Origin of the sequence: Saccharothrix xinjiangensis (assembly GCF_039527585.1) — a bacterium.
Classification (GTDB): Bacteria; Actinomycetota; Actinomycetes; order Mycobacteriales; family Pseudonocardiaceae; genus Actinosynnema; species Actinosynnema xinjiangensis.
Window position 1 is genome coordinate 334,446 of the sequence record NZ_BAAAKE010000005.1, and the last position, 16,785, is coordinate 351,230.

The following is a 16,785-nucleotide window of genomic DNA, read 5'->3' on the forward strand; positions in this document are numbered from 1 at the left end:
GGAACGCCCCTCGACTCCGGTCGGGGGGCGTCTTCTTTTGCACTCCTGGAGGGTGTTGTGAGCGCCACACTCGTGGCCAAGGGCCTGGCCGCCGGGCACGGCGACCGCGCGCTGTTCTCCGAGCTGGACCTCGTCGTCGCGCCCGGCGACGTGATCGGCCTGGTCGGGGCCAACGGGGCCGGGAAGTCGACCCTGCTGCGCACGCTGGCCGGGCTCCTGCCCGCCGAGGAGGGTGTGATCCGCCTCTCACCCAGCACGGCGACCGTGGGGCACCTGCCGCAGGAGCCGGACCGGCGTCCCGGCGAGTCGGTGCGCGGCTTCCTGGCCCGCCGCACGGGCGTGGCGACCGCGCAGGCGGAGCTGGACCGGGCCACCGAGGCGCTGGCCGCCGGGACCGACGACGGCTACTCCGAGGCGCTGGAGCGGTGGCTCGCGCTCGGCGGCGCCGACCTGGACGAGCGGGCGGAGGAGGTGGCGGCCGACCTGGGCCTGGGGGTGTCGCTCGACCAGCCGATGACCTCGCTGTCCGGCGGGCAGGCCGCGCGGGCGGGCATGGCGTCGCTGCTGCTGAGCCGGTACGACGTGTTCCTGCTCGACGAGCCGACCAACGACCTCGACCTCGACGGCCTGGAGCGGCTGGAGCGGTTCGTGTCCGGGCTGCGGGCGGGGACCGTGGTGGTGTCGCACGACCGGGAGTTCCTGGCGCGCACCGTGACCCGGGTCGTCGAGCTCGACCTGGCGCAGCAGCAGGTGCGCTCCTACGGCGGCGGCTACGAGTCGTACCTGGAGGAGCGGGAGATCGCCCGCCGGCACGCCCGCGAGGACTACGAGGAGTACGCCACCACGCGCACGTCGCTGGAGGAGCGCGCCCGGTCGCAGCGGGCGTGGATGGAGAAGGGCGTGAAGAACGCCCGGCGCAAGGCGTCCGACAACGACAAGATCGGCCGCAAGTTCCGCAGCGAGGCCACCGAGAAGCAGGCGGCCAAGGCCCGGCAGACGGAGCGGCTGATCGAGCGGCTGGACGTCGTCGAGGAGCCCCGCAAGGAGTGGGAGCTGCGGATGGAGATCGCCGCGGCGCCGCGCTCGGGCGACGTGGTGGCGGTGCTGCGCTCGGCCGTGGTGCGGCGCGGCGACTTCGCGCTGGGCCCGGTGGACCTCCAGCTGGACTGGTCCGACCGGGTCGCGATCACCGGGGCGAACGGCTCGGGCAAGTCGACGCTGCTGGCCGCGCTGCTCGGGCGCGTGCCGCTGGAGTCGGGGTCGTCCTCGCTCGGCTCGGGCGTGGTGGTCGGCGAGGTCGACCAGGCGCGCGGCCTGTTCCTGGGCGAGGAGGCGCTGGTGGACGCGTTCGGCGCGGCCGTGCCGGCGCTGGTGGACGCGGACGTGCGGACGCTGCTGGCCAAGTTCGGGCTGAAGGCGGCGCACGTGCTGCGGCCCGCCGCGTCGCTGTCACCCGGCGAGCGGACGCGGGCGGCGCTGGCGCTGCTCCAGGCGCGCGGCGTGAACCTGCTGGTGCTCGACGAGCCGACCAACCACCTGGACCTGCCCGCGATCGAGCAGCTGGAGTCGGCCCTGGAGACCTACACCGGGACGTTGCTGCTGGTCACCCACGACCGGCGGATGCTGGACGCGGTGCGCACGACCCGCCGCCTGGAGGTGGCGGCGGGTCGCGTGACCGATCGCTAGCGGTTGCCCTTCACCCACTGGTCCCACGGGATCTGCCAGTCGCCGAAGCCGTCCCACGGCTCCAGCACCGGGCCGCCGGAGTTGGTGACGACCACGACGTCGCCCTGCTTCGAGTTGTCGAACACCCACTTGGCGTTCTCGGGCGAGAGGTTCAGGCAGCCGTGGCTGACGTTGCGGCGCCCCTGGTCGCCCACCGACCACGGCGCGCTGTGGAAGAAGATGCCGCTGGTGGACATGCGGAACGCCCAGTCCACCGGCGTGACGTAACCGCCCGCCTCCAGCGACAGGCCGTAGGTGCGGGAGTCCATCACCATGTGGGCGTGCTTCTCGGTGAGCACGTAGGTGCCCGTGGGGGTGGGGTTCTGGGCGTCGCCCATGGAGGTCGGCATGGTGCGCACGACCTGGCCGTTGACCTTCGTGACGACCTGGTGCGTGGCGCCGTCGGCCTCGTGGACCACCGCGTCGCCGATCGTCGTGGTGACGTGGCGGTCCTCCTGGCCGTAGATCCCGCCGCCGACGTGCTTGCCGTAGATCTTGGCGTCGATGGTGACCTTCGTGCCGGCGGCCCAGTAGTTCCGCGGGCGCCAGTGCACGGTCTCCTCGTCGAACCAGTAGAAGGCGCCCTCGACCTTCGGCTCGGTGGTGATGGAGATCATCGCCTCGGCCGCGGCCTTGTCGGCGATCGGCTCGTCGAAGTAGAAGGCCAGCGGCTGGCCGACGCCGACCGTGGAGCCGTCCAGCGGGTTGATCGAGAGGTAGGTCAGGGTCCGCGGCTTGACGGTGGTGAAGGACGAGGTCCTGGTGACCGACTGCCCGTCCGCGCCCACACCCGTCACCGCGAGGGTGTAGGTCTTGTCGTAGCCGAGGGGCTCGCTGTTGGTCCACTGGAGACCGTCGGGCGTCACCTGCCCGGCGACGGCCGCGCCCTCGGGGTTGGTCAGCCGGGCCTCGGTGATCCTGCCGTCGGTCGCGGTCGCCACCACGGGGACGCCGGGCGGCACGTCCACGGCCGCGTCGGCGGGCCCGGTGCTCAACGTCACGGGCTTGGGCGGCGGCGCGGACGAGGTGGAGGTCTCCTCCGCCCCGGAGCCCCCCGACGAGGCCGACCCCGAAGAGCAACCTGTGACCACCACCGCGACCAACCCGATCGCGACGACTCCCAACGCCCCCCGCTTGCGGTACATCAACACCCTCCAGTCATCCCCGGCAGCTGCGCCAGCCCGTAACAGCAGGACTTCGGCATCCCCTGACAAGGTGACGCCTGGAGGGTTGACGGTGTTGCCCAGGATGCCGGATCGTTACCAGCGCGAAGTTCCCCTTGGACGAGGGCGAGCACACCGGCCCTGACCAGGCGATTGGGAGCCGCACCGAGCGCTGTGCTAATGTTCTCCACGTCGGACGGAGCAAGACGGTCCGAGCGCCGCTAGCTCAACTGGCAGAGCAGCTGACTCTTAATCAGCGGGTTCGGGGTTCGAGTCCCTGGCGGCGCACACCACGCGAAGAGGGCCACCACACGGTGGCCCTCTTCGCATTTTCGCACTTCTCGGCACCGAAGGCGCGCGTTCTCCGGAAATGACCGCGAGGCACTTCGCGAAGCGCTTTCCCGCTTTCACCGACCAACGCGCACGGCCCTGTCCGCGACGGTCCGCCGTATCCGATCGGCATTCCCGAATTGGTCTGATGCCGCGTGGCGGACCGCCGTGAGCTCACCCGAACGCCAGCGCGATCCGGCGACGGGCCAGCAGCCGGGTCCGCCGCACGTCGCCGCCCACGTCCACGGCGCTGCGGTCCAGCCGGTCGTAGGACTTGGCCAGCAGCCAGTGGGCGGCGTCCGCGGCGATCAGCGTCAGCGGGGCGTGGCGGGCGAGCCGGTCGCGCGCGGTGCCCACGTCGCGCGTGACGAACGCCTTGCGCACCACCCCGCCGGCCAGCTCGTCGATCAGGAACACCATCGCGTGCGCGTTCTCCGCGAAGCGGTACGCGCAGGTCAAGATCAGGTAACCGGCGTCGATCGAGCGGTCGCAGACCCACGCGTCGCCGACCTCCAGGGCGGGCCCGACGGGCGGCACGGCGCTGGCCGCCCACTCGCGCGGCCTCCCGGTCAGCACGGCGGCGAGCACGCGCAGCAGGGCGTGGTTGCGCCGGCTGGGCAGGGACACGGCGTGCTCGATCAGGCCCGCCCAGAACTCCTCGTCCGGTCCCTCGTCGGCGACCGCGCGGCTGACCACCAGCTCCAGCTCCAGCGGGTCGACCAGGTCCGGGAGCGTGCGGCAGCGGCGCAGGACCGCCCGCTGCGCCGGGGTCGGCCGCGTCCCCTGTGGACGGTGCACGACCGTCGCCTTCCTGCTCACGGCGCGAGGCTGGCACGACCGGAGGCACATAGGCGCGCAACGCGCACCGCGTGCGGCGACACCACACCCGAAAGGGGACAATCTGCGGTTGTGGACGACCTGCGCGGAGCGCTGTGGCGGGCCGCGACCAACCGTCGCGCCCGGCTGCCGCGCACCTCCTCCCTGCCCGCGACCGAGGTGGACGAGGCGGTGCGGGCGGTGCTCGGGCGCGCGTTCGAACACCTGTGGAAGCACGGGTGGCTGCCTTACGACGTGTACGAGGTGGTTCGGCGTGACGCGGACGAGAGCGCGCTGTCGTTCCTCGTCGACTCGCTGGCGCTGGAGGCCGCGCGGTACCCGGTGCTGCACCCGACGTGGCGGGAGCAGCTGGCGGAGATCGGCGCGGAGGTCTGGTGGGACGCCGGCGCGCCGCTGGTGGACGAGTGGGCGCGCAGGCACATCGAGCGGCGCGACGACGCCGTGGCCGCCGCGGTGGCGGTGCTGGGCGTGCTGGTGGAGCTGCCCGCCCTGCCGGTGATCTTGCCGAGGCCGGGCACGCCGCTGGCCGACCTCGACCACCACAACGTGGACCCGAAGGTGCTCAACCGGGTGCGCGGGCTGCTGGCCAAGGCCGAGTCGACGCAGTTCCCCGAGGAGGCCGAGGCGCTGTCGGCCAAGGCGCAGGAGCTGGTCACGCGGCACGCGCTGGAGCGGATGCCGGTCGAGGCGCCCACCACGACCTCGCGCAGGCTGTGGCTGGACAAGCGGTACTTCGACGGGAAGGCGCAGGTCGTGCACGTGGTGGCGGAGGCCAACCGGTGCCGTGCCGTGGTGTACGACCTGGGGTTCGTGGCGCTGGTCGGCGAGGAGCTGGACCTGGAGATCGTCGAACTGCTGTCGGCGTCGCTGCTGGTGCAGGCGACGCGGGCGATGGTGACCGCCGGCGAGCGGGCGGGCAAGGCGTCGGAGGAGCGGTCCCTGGCGTTCCGCAAGTCGTTCCTGCTGTCTTACGCGCACCGGATCGGGGAGCGGCTGCGCACGGCCAACGAGGTGCCCCGGGACGACCGGCTGCTGCCGGTGCTGGCCGAGCGGAAGAAGGCGGTGGACGAGTACTTCGGCGCGATGTTCACCCGCACCGTGGCGAAGACGACCGCCGTGCGCAGCGCCGCGGGCTGGGACGCGGGCCGCTCGGCGGCCGACCGGGCGAACCTGTCGCTTGGCTGAGCTGCCGTTTCCCGGAACTGTCGGTGCCCGTCCCTATCCTCCGCGTCATGACCACGGCACTGGACGTGCGCCGGTTGTTCAACGTGACGCAGGAGGCGAGGTCCTGCTTCAACGGCTGGTACCGCGGGCGGGACCGGGTGGTGGAGCAGGTGATGGCGCACGAGTCGGCCGCGGTCCTGCGGGTGACCGCCGACGAGGTCGAGGCCGCCTGCCGGAGCGCGCCCGCGCCCGGTGGTGCGGACTCGCCGGGTGTCCGGGACTGGCGGCCGGACTTCCCGTTCGCCGTCGTGGCGCACCACGTCGTCGAGGCGCTGGGCCGATTACCCGACTGGCCCGGGTTCCGCGGTTTCTGCGAGGCGGACGAGCGGGCGCGGGCGATGCTGTGGACACCGGCGCGGGAGGTCGTCGCCGAGGTGGGCGCCGAGGGTCGGGCCGCGCTGCGCGACCGCGTCGTGCGGGACTACCTGGCGTTCCTGCGCGACGTCTACGTGCTGGCGGTGCTGCGCGGGCACGGCCTGGACGTGCGCGTGCACCCGTTGGCGGCGGTCGTGTTCAAGGTCGACGCCTGGGTGGACCGGCTCGTGCTCAACCCGCGCGGCGGCCCGCAGCGGTCGGCCGACCTGCTGGTGCGCGCGATGCCGCCGTTCTTCTTCACCGACCTCCGGATCACCCGGTCGACCACCGTGGGACCGGCGTCCCTGCCGGCGCGCGACCAGCTCGACCTGGCGGCGCGGAGGCTGCGGGACGGGTCGTGCCCGGGGTGAGCCATCATGGCCGGGTGCCGAAGCTGGAGACGACGGACGACGTCCGCGCCCGGATGAGCAAGCAGCGCTCGCGCGACACGGAGATCGAGGTGGCGCTGCGGCGCGAGCTGCACCGGCTCGGCCTGCGGTACCGGGTGCACCGGCGGCCGGTGCGCGCGGTGCGGCGCGAGGCCGACGTGGTGTTCGGGCCCGCCAAGGTCGCCGTGTTCGTCGACGGCTGCTTCTGGCACGGGTGCCCGGAGCACGGCACGTGGCCCAAGCGGAACGGCGAGTTCTGGCGCGCCAAGATCGAGGGCAACCGGGCCAGGGACGCCAACACCGACCGGGTGCTGGACGAGGCCGGGTGGCTCGCGGTGCGGGTGTGGGAGCACGAGGACCCGGTGGTCGCGGCGAGCAGGGTGCGGGCCTCGGTGCTGGAACGGCGGCGTCGGCTAGCCTGAGCCCCGTGCTGTCCATGATCGACCTGTTCGCCGGCTGTGGTGGCATGACCTCCGGCTTCGCGGCGGCGGGCGGCTACGCGCCGGTCATGGCGGTCGAGTGGGACCTGCACGCGGCGGCGACGTACGCGGCGAACTTCGGCGAGGACCACATCCGCTGGACCGACATCGCGGCCGTGCCGGACAGCGCGATCCCCCGGGCCGACGTGATCGTGGGCGGCCCGCCGTGCCAGGGGTTCTCCAACCTGGGTTCCAAGGACGTCGACGACCCTCGCAACTCGCTGTGGCGCGAGTACCTGCGGTTCGTGCGGCGGGCCGAGCCCTCGGTGTTCGTGATCGAGAACGTCGACCGGTTCCTGGCCTCCACCGAGTTCGCCCTGCTCCAGGCCGAGACCGAGGGCTACGAGCTGAGCGCGGGCATCCTGCTGGCCGCGGACTTCGGCGTGCCCCAGCGCCGCCGCCGGGCCATCGTGATCGGCTCGCGGATCGGGCGGATCCCGCTGCCCGCGCCGACCCACCCGCGGCACCGCTGGCACACCGCGCGCGACGTGCTGAGCGGCCTGCCCGAGAAGCCGCTCACCACGGCGCTGCCGACCTGCGAGGTCGAGTTCTTCGGCCGCACCCTGCCCGGCCGCTTCACGAGCCCGGACCTGCACATCGGCCGCAACCCCACGCCGCTGTCGGTGCTGCGCTACCGCCTGGTCCCACCCGGCGGCGGGCGGTTCGACCTGCCGCCGGAGCTGCTGCCGCGGTGCTGGCGGGAGAAGAAGACCGGCACCACCGACGTGATGGGCCGGATGCGGTGGGACGAGCCGTCGGTGACCATCCGCACCGAGTTCTACAAGCCGGAGAAGGGCCGCTACCTGCACCCGCAGTGGGAACCGGGCGAGGACGGCCACCGCGTGGACCGGCCGATCACCCACCTGGAAGCGGCCCGGCTCCAGTCCTTCCCGGACCACTTCGAGTGGTGCGGCTCCAAGGTCGAGGTGGCCAGGCAGATCGGCAACGCCGTGCCACCGCTGCTGGCCAGGGCCATCGCCGAGCACCTCAAGCCGCACCTCACCGGCGCACCGGCCACCCCGACCTGCCTCCTGTGCCCCTGAACTGGGAAAACACCCGCACTTCCGAAATTGTCAGACCCCCGGTCTACCGTCATCGCCATGACGACGACCACGTACGAAAACGCAATCCGCATCGGCTCGACGACCTACCGCCTGGCGGCCACCGCCGGCCCGGGGCTGACGGTGGAGCTGACCGGGACCGATCCCTCCGGCGCGCTGGTGGCCGAGGGCGCCCTGCGCCTGCCCGCCGAAGCCGGGCCCAGGCTGGGCAAGCTCCTGGGCCAGGTCCTGGACGCGCTGGGCAGGCTGAGCACCACGCCACCCGGCTCACCGGGGAACCGCCCGGCGAACGCCAACCAGCCGTGGCCCCCGGAGCTGGACGACGCCCTGCGCGCCGAGTGGCTGGCCGCCGAGGAGGGCAGCCCGAGCGCCGACCTGATCCGGACCGTGGCCCGCCGGCTGGAGCGGTCGCCCACCTCGATCAGGTCGCGCCTGGCCAAGGTCGGCTGCGACCCGGACGTGCCCGGCCGCGCCCTCTCCGGAGGGGGCGCCGAGGTGTTCGGGGTTCAGGGTCCGGATCAGGGGCGGGTCAGGGGCAAACCCGATTCGGGGCGGGAGGGGGTGGGGTGATGCTCGAGGTGGACGCGTAAGCGGGGGAAAGGACCTCTCGTGGAGATCACCGGGCTCATCTCGGCACTGGTCATCGGCTTGATCGTCGGTGGCCTCGGCAGGCTGGTCGTGCCGGGCAAGCAGCACATCTCGATGTTGACGACGCTCCTGGTCGGCGTGGCGGCGGCTCTGCTGGGCACCTTCGCCGCGTCGGTGCTCGGGGTGGCGGACACCTCGGGTCCCGACTGGCTGGAGATGGCGCTCCAGGTGGGCCTGGCCGGTGTCGGCGTGACGACCTTGGCGCGGTCGAAGTCCCGGCAGTTCCACTGACCAACCCCTGACCGATTCCCGACCGACCCCGACCGGCCCCTGACCGATTCCCGACCGACCCCGACCGGCCCCTGACCGACTCCTGACGACCACCGCCGGTCTGCCCGGTCCGATCCCGGGCAGACCGGCACCGAGAACGGCTCCGGCCTGGGCGCTGTTCCCTCTCCAGCGGCGATGTCGGTGGCGACGCATAGAGTCGGCCCTCGTGTTGGTGCTGCACAGCCTGGGTGCTGTCGACGGTCGGGTGGCGCTGTGGGCCGAGGACTCGCGGTTGCCCGCTCGGGTCACCGGGCGCCTGCCGCGAGCGGCGGTCCTGCACCCGTTCGCCATGGGCGGTGCGGAGCTGCGCGCGCAGCTCCGCAGGCTCAACGAACCGGCCACCAACGAACCAGCCACCAACGGCCGCGCAGCCAACAACCGCGCGGCCGATGAACCCGGGGCCACCGAATCCGGGGCCTGGACCTGGTCTGGATCCGAACCAGGCCCAGGAACCGAAGCCGGAGAGGTGGGTGAGCTGCGGGTCTGGTTGCCTTCCACGGCCTCCGGTCCGGTGTCCTCGCCCGAGTTGGCGCGGGAGCAACCGCCCCGACGCGGCGCCCTCCGGTGGCGGGAGTGGGTGGTTCCCGTCCTCTGGTGGGACGGGGCCGCGCCGGGCCGGCCGGCGGATTGCCGACTCGGGGCTTCGGCCAAGTTCTTCACCGAGGTGGTGGACTTCGGCCTGGACCTGGTGCGGCGTGGGCGAGTGCTGCCGGTGCTCGACGACGACCGTTCCGCCCGGTGGCGGGCGGCGCTGTCCGGGGTCGACTCGTTGCGCCACGCCGCGCTGCGGGCGACCATGCCCGCCTCGTTCCGCGCCGCCACGGGTGCGGTCGCGCCCGGGAGCGGAGGTGGGTCGGGGAACGGGGCCGGACCGGGTGGCGGGATCGGGACCGGGAGCGGGGTCGAGGTCGACGACGGGTTGCTGACCGGCGTGCTCGATCAGCTCGTCGACCGAGAGGTCCGGCGCTTGCTCGCCGGTACCGCGAACGCCTCGGTGGACGAGACCGTGCCGCTCGCCGACACGGCCTCTGGCACCACCTCCGACATGGCCTCCGACATGGCCGCGGGCACGCCCTCCGATGCCATCTCCGACCCCGGCGAGGGCGGGGTGGTCGGACGGTGGTTGGTCGCGTTGGCGGGTGCCCCTCGGGTCGACGCGGCTGCCGGCGAGGTGGACGGGTTGCGCCGCGTGCTGGACGCGTGGGCCGCGCGCGGGCTGCGGGAGAGTCCGGTCCGGACCTGCTTCCGGCTCGTCTCCCCCGACCAGGGCGGGTTCCTCGAAGAGCAGTGGCGGGTCGAGTTCGTGCTCCAGGCCGTTGACGAGCCGAGCGTGCAGGTCTCGGCGAAGCAGTTGTGGCGCAGGGGTGACGCGGCGTTGAGGAGGTGGGTTGATCGACCGGACGAGGTGCTGCTCGGTGATCTCGGCCGGGCCAGTCGGCTCTACCCCGCGCTGGACCGCGCCCTGGCGGCCAAGCGGCCCGTCGAGCTGGCGATGGACGTCGAGGGCGCTCACGACTTCCTGACGCACGCGGCGCTGTTGGCGCAGGCCGGGTTCGGGGTGCTGCTGCCCTCCTGGTGGCGGCAGCCGAACCGGCTCGGGCTCACGCTCGAAGCGACCAGCCGCGGCACGGCGGGGACCGTCGCCAAGGAGAGCGAGCTCGGGCTGAAGGTGCTCGTCGACTACCGGTGGGAGCTGTCGCTCGGCGACGAGCGGTTGACCGAGACCGAGCTGAACGCGCTCGCCAAGGCCAAGGTGCCGCTGGTCCGGGTGCGCGGCCAGTGGGTGCACGTCGACCGCAAGCGGCTCGCCGCGGGGCTCGCGTTCCTCCGGCACGGGGGCGGCGGGCAGATGGCGGCTGCCCAGGTGCTGCTGCACTCCGGCCTGCACCCGGACGACGCGGCGCTGCCGTTGCCGCTCAACGGGGTCAGGGCCACCGGCTGGCTCGGCGACCTGCTGTCCGGCGAGGTGGAGCACCGGCTGGAACCGGTGGAGCACCCGCCGGGGCTGGTCGGGGAGCTGCGGCCGTACCAGCGGCGCGGGTTGGCGTGGCTCGCGTTCCTGGACCGGCTGGGTCTCGGGGCGTGCCTGGCCGACGACATGGGGCTGGGCAAGACCGTGCAGCTGCTGGCGCTGGAGGCGCACAACCGCCGGCACGGCGACCGCCCGCCGACGCTGCTGGTGTGCCCGATGTCGGTGGTCGGCAACTGGCAGCGGGAGGCCGCGCGGTTCACCCCCGGGCTGCGGGTCCGCGTGCACCACGGCGCGGGGCGGGCGCTCGACGCCGACTGCGACCTGGTGGTCACCACCTACGCGGTCGTCGCGCGGGACGCGGACCAGCTCGCCCGCGTGGAGTGGGACCGGGTGGTGCTCGACGAGGCGCAGAACATCAAGAACAGCGCGACGCGGCAGTCCAGGGCGGTGCGGTCGCTGCCCGCGCGGCACCGCGTGGCGCTGACCGGGACGCCGGTGGAGAACCGGTTGGCGGAGCTGTGGTCGATCATGGACTTCGCCAACCCCGGCGTGCTGGGCTCGCTCAGCACGTTCCGCGCCCGCTTCGCCGTGCCCGTCGAGCGGCACCACGACGAGGACGCGGCGCTGCGGCTGCGCCGGATCACCGGCCCGTTCGTGCTGCGCCGGCTCAAGACCGACCCGCGGGTCATCACCGACCTGCCGGACAAGATCGAGGTCACGCAGCTGTGCACGCTGACCGCCGAGCAGGCGTCGCTGTACCAGGCGGTGGTGGACGACATGTTCGCGCGGATCGCCGAGGTGCAGGGCATCCAGCGCCGCGGCGTGGTGCTGGGCACGATGTCCAAGCTCAAGCAGGTCTGCAACCACCCCGCCCAGCTCCTCGGCGACTCCTCGCGCGTCGCGGGCCGCTCGGGGAAGCTGGCACGCCTGGAGGAGATCCTGGAAGAGGCGCTGGCGGACGGCGACAAGGCGTTGTGCTTCACCCAGTTCACCGAGTTCGGGTCGCTCGTCGCGCCGCACCTGGCCGCGCGGTTCGACACCGAGGTGCTGTTCCTGCACGGCGGCACCCCGAAGAAGGCACGTGACGAGATGGTCCGGCGGTTCCAGGAGGAGGGCGGGCCGTCGGTGTTCGTGCTGTCGTTGAAGGCCGGCGGCACGGGCCTGAACCTCACCGCCGCCAACCACGTCATCCACCTGGACCGCTGGTGGAACCCCGCCGTGGAGGACCAGGCGACCGATCGGGCCTTCCGCATCGGGCAGCGCAACCACGTGCAGGTGCGCAAGTTCGTGTGCGTCGGCACGTTGGAGGAGCGGATCGACCGGATGATCGAGGAGAAGCGGGGCCTGGCGCAGCTCGTGGTCGGCGCGGGCGAGGACTGGCTGACCGAGTTGTCGACCGGCGAGCTGCGCGAGCTGCTCGCCCTGTCCGGGGAGGCCGTGGGTGGTTGACCGCACGATCTACTGGCACGGCGAGCGCCCGCCGTCGCGGCCCATCCGGGTCGAGGGCGGGCTGACGTTGCGCAGCAAGCGCGGCGAGGTGGCGCGCACCTGGTGGTCGCGCCGGTTCGTGGAGGTGCTGGAGTCGTTCGGCATGGGCGGGCGGCTCGTCCGGGGGCGCGCCTACGCGCGGACCGGGCAGGTGATGAGCCTGTCGCTGTCGACGAGCCTGGTCGTGGCGCTGGTGATGGGGTCGGGCTCGGAGCCGTACCGGGCGCGGATCGGGGTGCGGAAGTTCGACGAGGACGAGTGGGCGCGCATCGAGCACCTCTTGGCGGACCGGGCCGTCTTCGTGGCGAAGCTGCTCGCGGGCGAGATGCCGGCCGAGATCGAGGACGTGTTCACCGAACTCGGCCTGACGTTGTTCCCGAGCACCATGCGCGAGCTGTCGATGGACTGCACGTGCCCGGACTGGGAGGTGCCGTGCAAGCACCTCGCCGCGGCCTGCTACCTGCTGGCCGAGTCGTTCGACCGCGACCCGTTCGAGATCCTGGCCTGGCGGGGCCGGTCGCGGGAGGACCTGCTGGACCGGCTGCGCGAGCTGCGGGCCCCCATGCGCCCCGACGAGCCCGGCGAGGAAGACGAGTGGGGTGGGGCGGGGACGCCGGGCGGGGCGGGCGAAGACGCCGCGACCCCGCCCCGAGAGGACCCGTTCGAGTCGTTCTGGACCAGGCCGAGGCCGCACGCGGCGCTGCCGGACGTCCCCGAGCCGGCGCCCGGACGACCCGACGCGCTGCTCGACCAGCTCGACCCCCTGGTGATGGCGGGTCGGTCGGTCACGGACGAGCTGCGCCCGCTCTACCGGTCGATCGCCAAGCCGTAGCCGAGCCGCAGCCGAGTCACAGCCGAGCCGCAGCCAACCCTGCCCGCGCACGACTGGCGGGATCACCGTGCCCGACCGGACGACACGCGATGTCCGAGTGGACGACACGCGATGCCCCACCGGAGGACACGCGGTGTCCGAGTGGAGGACACGCGGGTTAGCCGCCGGCTACCGAGGGGAGGATGTGGACCTCGGTGTCGGGGGTCAGGCCGGTGTCCGGGCCGGACAGGCGGCGGCACTCCTCCCCGTCCACGAAGAAGTTCACGTACCGGCGCAGGGCCGACCGCTCGTCGCGCAGGCGGCGGTCCAGCGTCGGGTACCGGGCGGCCAGGTGGTCGAGCAGGGCGGCCAGGGTCGCGGGCTCGGCCAGGTCGACCTCCAGCCTGGACTCGTTGCCCGTCAACTGGCGCAGCTGACCGGGGATCAGGACCACCACCTTCACGGCCTCACACCTCCGCCGCGCGCACGCACACCACGTCCGGCAGGTGCGCGGCGACCTGCTGCCACGAGTCGCCCTCGTCGGCGCTGGCGTACACCTCGCCCGACCTCGACCCGAAGTAGACGCCGGCGGGCGTGGCGGTGTCGGTGCACATCGCGTCGCGCATCACCCCCGTCCAGAACCCGTCCGGCAGCCCCGTGCGCAGCTCCTCCCAGGACTCGCCCGCGTCGACCGAGCGGTACACCGCGCACCGGCCGCCGGGTGGGAAGCGGTCGCCGTCGGCGACCAGCGGGAAGTTGTAGACGACCTCCGGCCGGTGCGGGTGGACCACCATCGCGAACCCGAAGTCCGACGGCAGCCCGTCCGCGATGGACGTCCACGTCTCACCCCCGTCGCCCGACCGGTAGACGCCGTGGTGGTTCTGGAGGAACAGCCGGTCCGGCACGGCCGGGTGCCGCGCGACCTTGTGCACGCACTGGCCGAACTCCGGGTACGGGTCGGGCAGGAAGTACGCCTTGACGCCGGTGTTGCCCGGCTGCCACGAGCCGCCGCCGTCGGACGTCCGGTACACGCCGCCCGTCGACATGGCCACGGTCAGCCGTCGCGGGTCGTCGGGGTGCGGCAGGATCGTGTGGACCGCCTGCCCGCCGAAGCCCGCGTCCCACTCCGGCCGGTGCGGGTGCTCCCAGAGGCCCTCGACCAACGAGTAGGTGCGGCCGCCGTCCTCGGAGCGGAACAGCGCCGACGGCTGCGTGCCCGCGTAGACGACCTCCGGGTCGGGCGTCAGGGCGAGCTGCCACACGCGCTCCAGCGACGCCTCGGCCGGGAACGCGACGGGCGCCCGGTCCGGCTCCTGCCAGGACGCGCCGAGGTCGTCGCTGGTGACCACGGTGGGTCCGAAGTGGGAACTGCTCGTGCCCACGATCAGGCGCGGCCGACGCGGGTCGACGGCCACCGCGTACACCTCGGTCATCGGGTGGTGCGGGCCGTCGAGCTCCCACGCGACCCTGTCCTCGCTGGTCGCGAGCCACAGGCCTTTCCGGGTGCCGATCGCGAGCAGGTGCATGACGCCCTCCTGGTGAGTGACGTGCGGCACGTTACGCGGGAGGTACGACAATCGCCGTTCCACGCGGGCCCGGCATGTGAGCGCTTCTCGCAGACGACACCGGTTGTCGAGCAGCGTCTTGACTGGTGGTGCGCGCTCGGTGTTTCGTCGCTCACGAGTCGACAACACCGGAGGAGAACCGCGCATGACCGCGTCCAAGGCACTGCGGGCCCTGCGCGAGGCGCTCGTGCTGGAGCACCTGGAATCGGAGAACGAGCACGAGTTCGACAGCGCGATCGGTGCGTTCGACCACCCGCGTTGCGAGATCGTGTCGACGGGCCAGGTGTTCGACGGCAGGGAGGAGTTCGCCGGGTACTACGCGCACGTCCGGTCGGCCCTCCCCGACCGGCGCAGCAGGCTGGTGGAGCTGCACCACGCCGACGACGCCGTGATCGTGGAACTGGAGCTGGAGGGCACCCACGTGGGCAGCCTGGGTGGCGAGGAGCCGACCGGGTTGCCGTTCCTGGTGCGGACCACCGCGTTCTTCGTCTTCGACGGCGCGCGACTGGTGGGCAAGCGCGTCTACGGCGACCAGCCCGGCCCCGCGCCCGCGCTGACCAGCTGACGAGCCGATCGGACGGGCCAGTACCTCACCGGCCTGATCCGACGGGCTCTGATCCCCCCAGGCCCTGGATCCGACAGGACCGAGCCGACGAGCCCGGATCCGACGGGCCCGGATCCGACAGGCCCGGATCCCCAGGCCCCGCTCAGACGAGTCGGGCCGCCACCCCCGGCGAGGGAGGTGGCGGCCCGTGGAAAGCCCCGGATCAGCTGATCCGGTCAGGTCAGACCGGTCGAACCGCCTGCGCCTGCGGGCCCTTCTGGCCCTGCCCGATCTCGAACTCCACCCGCTGGTTCTCTTCCAGGGTGCGGTAGCCGGTGCTCTGGATCTCCGAGTAGTGCACGAACACGTCGGCGCCACCGTTGTCCGGGGAGATGAAGCCGAAGCCCTTCTCCGCGTTGAACCACTTGACGGTGCCCTGAACTGCCATCTTGCTACTTCTCCTCTAACAGGTGCCGGATCGCGCTTGCGACCACCGGGTCCGCTGGGGCTCCGGCCCCTCCTGGCGAGGAGTGTTCGGCGCCCGCAACTCCGTTCCGCGAGCGTGGTGGATCACGAACACAGAAAGGTACGACCGCAACCAGTGAACCATGGGATGCGGCCGGCAGTCGAGCGGCAGAACGCGGCGAGTCGCACTGCTACCGTGGACGCGAGGGCGTCCACAGGGGGTCTTGACATGCCGGAACCGGTTCTGCTGTCCATCGCCGCGCTGCTGGCCACGCGGGCCGTCTCGGGTCTGTACGAGCTGGTCCGGGCCAGGTTCGCGGACGACCCCGCGGCGACCGCGGCGCTCACCGCGGCCGAGGGCGCCGCCGAGGACTCCCCTCAGGTGCGCGTCCTGGGCGACGTGCTGGAGCGCACCGCGGCGGCCGACCCGGGCTTCGAGGACGAGCTGCGGCGCGCGCACGCGGAGGCGGTCCGGGAGGGCCGGGTCAACCAGGCCGGCCGGGTCACCAACAACATCTCCGGCACCGTGCACGGGAACGTGCTCCAGGCCGGCGACATCCAGGGCGGCGTCAGCTTCAAGTAGCCGCGGCGGGTGAAGATGGGGTGATGTACCCGCTCCACCTGCCCCAGTCCCGGCTGCTGTTCTTCTTCCTCGGCCTGGTGCTGACGTTCGTCTTCATCCGGATCAGCGTGCGCCTGATCCGGGCCGGCGTGCGGTGGTGGCCGGGCAACGTCACCCCGGGCGGGACGCACATCCACCACGTGGTGTTCGGCGCGGTGTTCATGATGCTCGGCGGCGTGACCGGCCTGGCCGCGACGGACGACCAGTACGGGCTGCGCGCGGGCGCGGCGGCGCTGCTGGGCGTCGGCTCGGCGCTGGTGCTCGACGAGTTCGCGCTGATCCTGCACCTGCGCGACGTGTACTGGACCAAGGACGGCAGGCTGTCGGTCGACGCGGTGTTCCTGGCCATCGGCATGACGGGCCTGCTGCTGCTCGGCGCGCGCCCGCTGGGGTACGAGGAGTTCTACGGCGACGGCGTGGCGCTGCGCGTGGTCCTCATCCTGGTCAACCTCGGGTTCGCCGTCGTGGCGCTGCTCAAGGGCAAGGTGTGGACCGGCCTGCTCGGGCTGCTGGTGCCGGTGCTGCCGGAGATCGGCGCGCTGCGCCTGGCGCGGCCGGGGTCGCCGTGGGCGCGCTGGCGGTACGCCGAGGGGTCCGGCAAGCTGCGCCGCGCCTACCGCCGGGAGGCCCGGATCCGCCAGCCGCTGATCCGCGCCAAGATCCGCGTGCAGGAGTTCATCTCCGGGCGGCACGACCTGGACGCCTGAGGCGTCCTGAACGCTGAATTCGGGGGTCCGCAACGTACGACTCGCCGAACCCGGGCGTACGACTCGCGGGACCGGAACGTACGACTCGCCGGGTTTGGTCGGTCTTTTGAGAAAACTCTCGGCGATAGGGT

Annotated in this window: 17 protein-coding genes and 1 tRNA gene; 13 read left to right on the top strand and 5 right to left on the bottom strand. The window is 72.7% G+C overall.

Annotated elements, in window-relative coordinates; all coding sequences use genetic code 11:
• Positions 1-57: 57 nt before the first annotated feature.
• On the top strand, positions 58-1,686 hold the full coding sequence (locus ABD223_RS14980) for an ABC-F family ATP-binding cassette domain-containing protein (RefSeq protein WP_344036787.1): 1,629 nt from the start codon (positions 58-60) through the stop codon (positions 1,684-1,686).
• Here ABD223_RS14980 and ABD223_RS14985 read toward each other — a convergent pair.
• Positions 1,683-2,870, bottom strand: coding sequence for a L,D-transpeptidase (locus tag ABD223_RS14985; RefSeq protein WP_344036788.1), 1,188 nt, complete (start codon positions 2,868-2,870; stop codon positions 1,683-1,685). The two genes, ABD223_RS14980 and ABD223_RS14985, sit on opposite strands and share 4 nt — an antisense overlap.
• A 233-nt stretch (positions 2,871-3,103) precedes the next feature.
• Between ABD223_RS14985 and ABD223_RS14990 the strand changes: the two genes are divergently transcribed.
• Positions 3,104-3,176: transfer RNA gene (locus ABD223_RS14990), tRNA-Lys, on the top strand.
• A 216-nt stretch (positions 3,177-3,392) separates the two neighbouring features.
• Here ABD223_RS14990 and ABD223_RS14995 read toward each other — a convergent pair.
• The gene (locus ABD223_RS14995) at positions 3,393-4,037 is read right to left on the bottom strand and encodes a hypothetical protein (protein ID WP_344036789.1); all 645 of its coding nucleotides are present in this window, start codon (positions 4,035-4,037) and stop codon (positions 3,393-3,395) included.
• Positions 4,038-4,127: 90 nt separating this feature from the next.
• Here ABD223_RS14995 and ABD223_RS15000 point away from each other — a divergent pair, with 90 nt between their 5' ends.
• The 8 genes from ABD223_RS15000 (at position 4,128) to ABD223_RS15035 (ending at position 12,772) form a co-directional block, all read left to right on the top strand.
• Positions 4,128-5,240, top strand: a complete 1,113-nt coding sequence (locus ABD223_RS15000; protein ID WP_344036790.1) for a DUF2786 domain-containing protein — start codon at positions 4,128-4,130, stop codon at positions 5,238-5,240.
• Positions 5,241-5,287: 47 nt separating this feature from the next.
• Complete coding sequence (locus ABD223_RS15005) at positions 5,288-6,004, top strand: hypothetical protein (protein WP_344036791.1); 717 nt, start codon at positions 5,288-5,290, stop codon at positions 6,002-6,004.
• Positions 6,005-6,057: 53 nt separating this feature from the next.
• Entirely contained in the window at positions 6,058-6,444 is a 387-nt protein-coding gene (locus ABD223_RS15010) for a very short patch repair endonuclease (protein WP_344036925.1), read from the top strand.
• A gap of 14 nt (positions 6,445-6,458) precedes the next feature.
• A complete protein-coding gene (locus ABD223_RS15015) occupies positions 6,459-7,544 on the top strand; it encodes a DNA cytosine methyltransferase (RefSeq protein ID WP_344036926.1) in 1,086 nt (361 codons plus the stop codon).
• Positions 7,545-7,601: 57 nt separating this feature from the next.
• The gene (locus ABD223_RS15020) at positions 7,602-8,132 is read left to right on the top strand and encodes a hypothetical protein (protein WP_344036792.1); all 531 of its coding nucleotides are present in this window, start codon (positions 7,602-7,604) and stop codon (positions 8,130-8,132) included.
• Between the two features lie 39 nt (positions 8,133-8,171).
• Entirely contained in the window at positions 8,172-8,441 is a 270-nt protein-coding gene (locus tag ABD223_RS15025; RefSeq protein WP_344036793.1) for a GlsB/YeaQ/YmgE family stress response membrane protein, read from the top strand.
• Positions 8,442-8,646: 205 nt separating this feature from the next.
• The gene (locus ABD223_RS15030) at positions 8,647-11,901 is read left to right on the top strand and encodes a DEAD/DEAH box helicase (RefSeq protein ID WP_344036794.1); all 3,255 of its coding nucleotides are present in this window, start codon (positions 8,647-8,649) and stop codon (positions 11,899-11,901) included.
• Entirely contained in the window at positions 11,894-12,772 is an 879-nt protein-coding gene (locus ABD223_RS15035) for an SWIM zinc finger family protein (protein WP_344036795.1), read from the top strand. Before ABD223_RS15030 ends, ABD223_RS15035 begins: the two co-directional genes overlap by 8 nt.
• Before the next feature lie 157 nt (positions 12,773-12,929).
• On the opposite strand, the gene ABD223_RS15040 is transcribed toward ABD223_RS15035, so the two are convergent.
• Entirely contained in the window at positions 12,930-13,214 is a 285-nt protein-coding gene (locus ABD223_RS15040) for a MoaD/ThiS family protein (protein ID WP_344036796.1), read from the bottom strand.
• A 4-nt stretch (positions 13,215-13,218) separates the two neighbouring features.
• Positions 13,219-14,277 carry a WD40/YVTN/BNR-like repeat-containing protein gene (locus ABD223_RS15045; protein WP_344036798.1) on the bottom strand — a complete coding sequence of 353 codons (1,059 nt, stop codon included), beginning with the start codon at positions 14,275-14,277 and terminating at the stop codon, positions 13,219-13,221.
• Positions 14,278-14,461: 184 nt separating this feature from the next.
• On the opposite strand from ABD223_RS15045, the gene ABD223_RS15050 reads away from it, so the two are divergent.
• A complete protein-coding gene (locus ABD223_RS15050) occupies positions 14,462-14,881 on the top strand; it encodes an ester cyclase (protein WP_344036799.1) in 420 nt (139 codons plus the stop codon).
• A gap of 220 nt (positions 14,882-15,101) precedes the next feature.
• On the opposite strand, the gene ABD223_RS15055 is transcribed toward ABD223_RS15050, so the two are convergent.
• Entirely contained in the window at positions 15,102-15,308 is a 207-nt protein-coding gene (locus tag ABD223_RS15055) for a cold-shock protein (RefSeq protein ID WP_343937724.1), read from the bottom strand.
• Positions 15,309-15,554: 246 nt separating this feature from the next.
• Here ABD223_RS15055 and ABD223_RS15060 point away from each other — a divergent pair, with 246 nt between their 5' ends.
• Positions 15,555-15,908, top strand: a complete 354-nt coding sequence (locus tag ABD223_RS15060; protein ID WP_344036800.1) for a hypothetical protein — start codon at positions 15,555-15,557, stop codon at positions 15,906-15,908.
• Positions 15,909-15,931: 23 nt separating this feature from the next.
• Entirely contained in the window at positions 15,932-16,654 is a 723-nt protein-coding gene (locus tag ABD223_RS15065; RefSeq protein ID WP_344036801.1) for a hypothetical protein, read from the top strand.
• The last annotated feature ends 131 nt before the right edge of the window (positions 16,655-16,785 follow it).

What these genes read in the sequence shown, in the direction of transcription:
- ABD223_RS14985 (WP_344036788.1), bottom strand. Translation starts at nt 2,870, where the DNA reads ATGTACCGCAAGCGGGGGGCGTTGGGAGTCGTCGCGATCGGGTTGGTC.
- ABD223_RS15005 (WP_344036791.1), top strand. Translation starts at nt 5,288, where the DNA reads ATGACCACGGCACTGGACGTGCGCCGGTTGTTCAACGTGACGCAGGAG.
- ABD223_RS15010 (WP_344036925.1), top strand. Translation starts at nt 6,058, where the DNA reads ATGAGCAAGCAGCGCTCGCGCGACACGGAGATCGAGGTGGCGCTGCGG.
- ABD223_RS15015 (WP_344036926.1), top strand. Translation starts at nt 6,459, where the DNA reads ATGATCGACCTGTTCGCCGGCTGTGGTGGCATGACCTCCGGCTTCGCG.
- ABD223_RS15020 (WP_344036792.1), top strand. Translation starts at nt 7,602, where the DNA reads ATGACGACGACCACGTACGAAAACGCAATCCGCATCGGCTCGACGACC.
- ABD223_RS15045 (WP_344036798.1), bottom strand. Translation starts at nt 14,277, where the DNA reads ATGCACCTGCTCGCGATCGGCACCCGGAAAGGCCTGTGGCTCGCGACC.
- ABD223_RS15050 (WP_344036799.1), top strand. Translation starts at nt 14,462, where the DNA reads ATGACCGCGTCCAAGGCACTGCGGGCCCTGCGCGAGGCGCTCGTGCTG.
- ABD223_RS15055 (WP_343937724.1), bottom strand. Translation starts at nt 15,308, where the DNA reads ATGGCAGTTCAGGGCACCGTCAAGTGGTTCAACGCGGAGAAGGGCTTC.
- ABD223_RS15060 (WP_344036800.1), top strand. Translation starts at nt 15,555, where the DNA reads ATGCCGGAACCGGTTCTGCTGTCCATCGCCGCGCTGCTGGCCACGCGG.
- ABD223_RS15065 (WP_344036801.1), top strand. Translation starts at nt 15,932, where the DNA reads ATGTACCCGCTCCACCTGCCCCAGTCCCGGCTGCTGTTCTTCTTCCTC.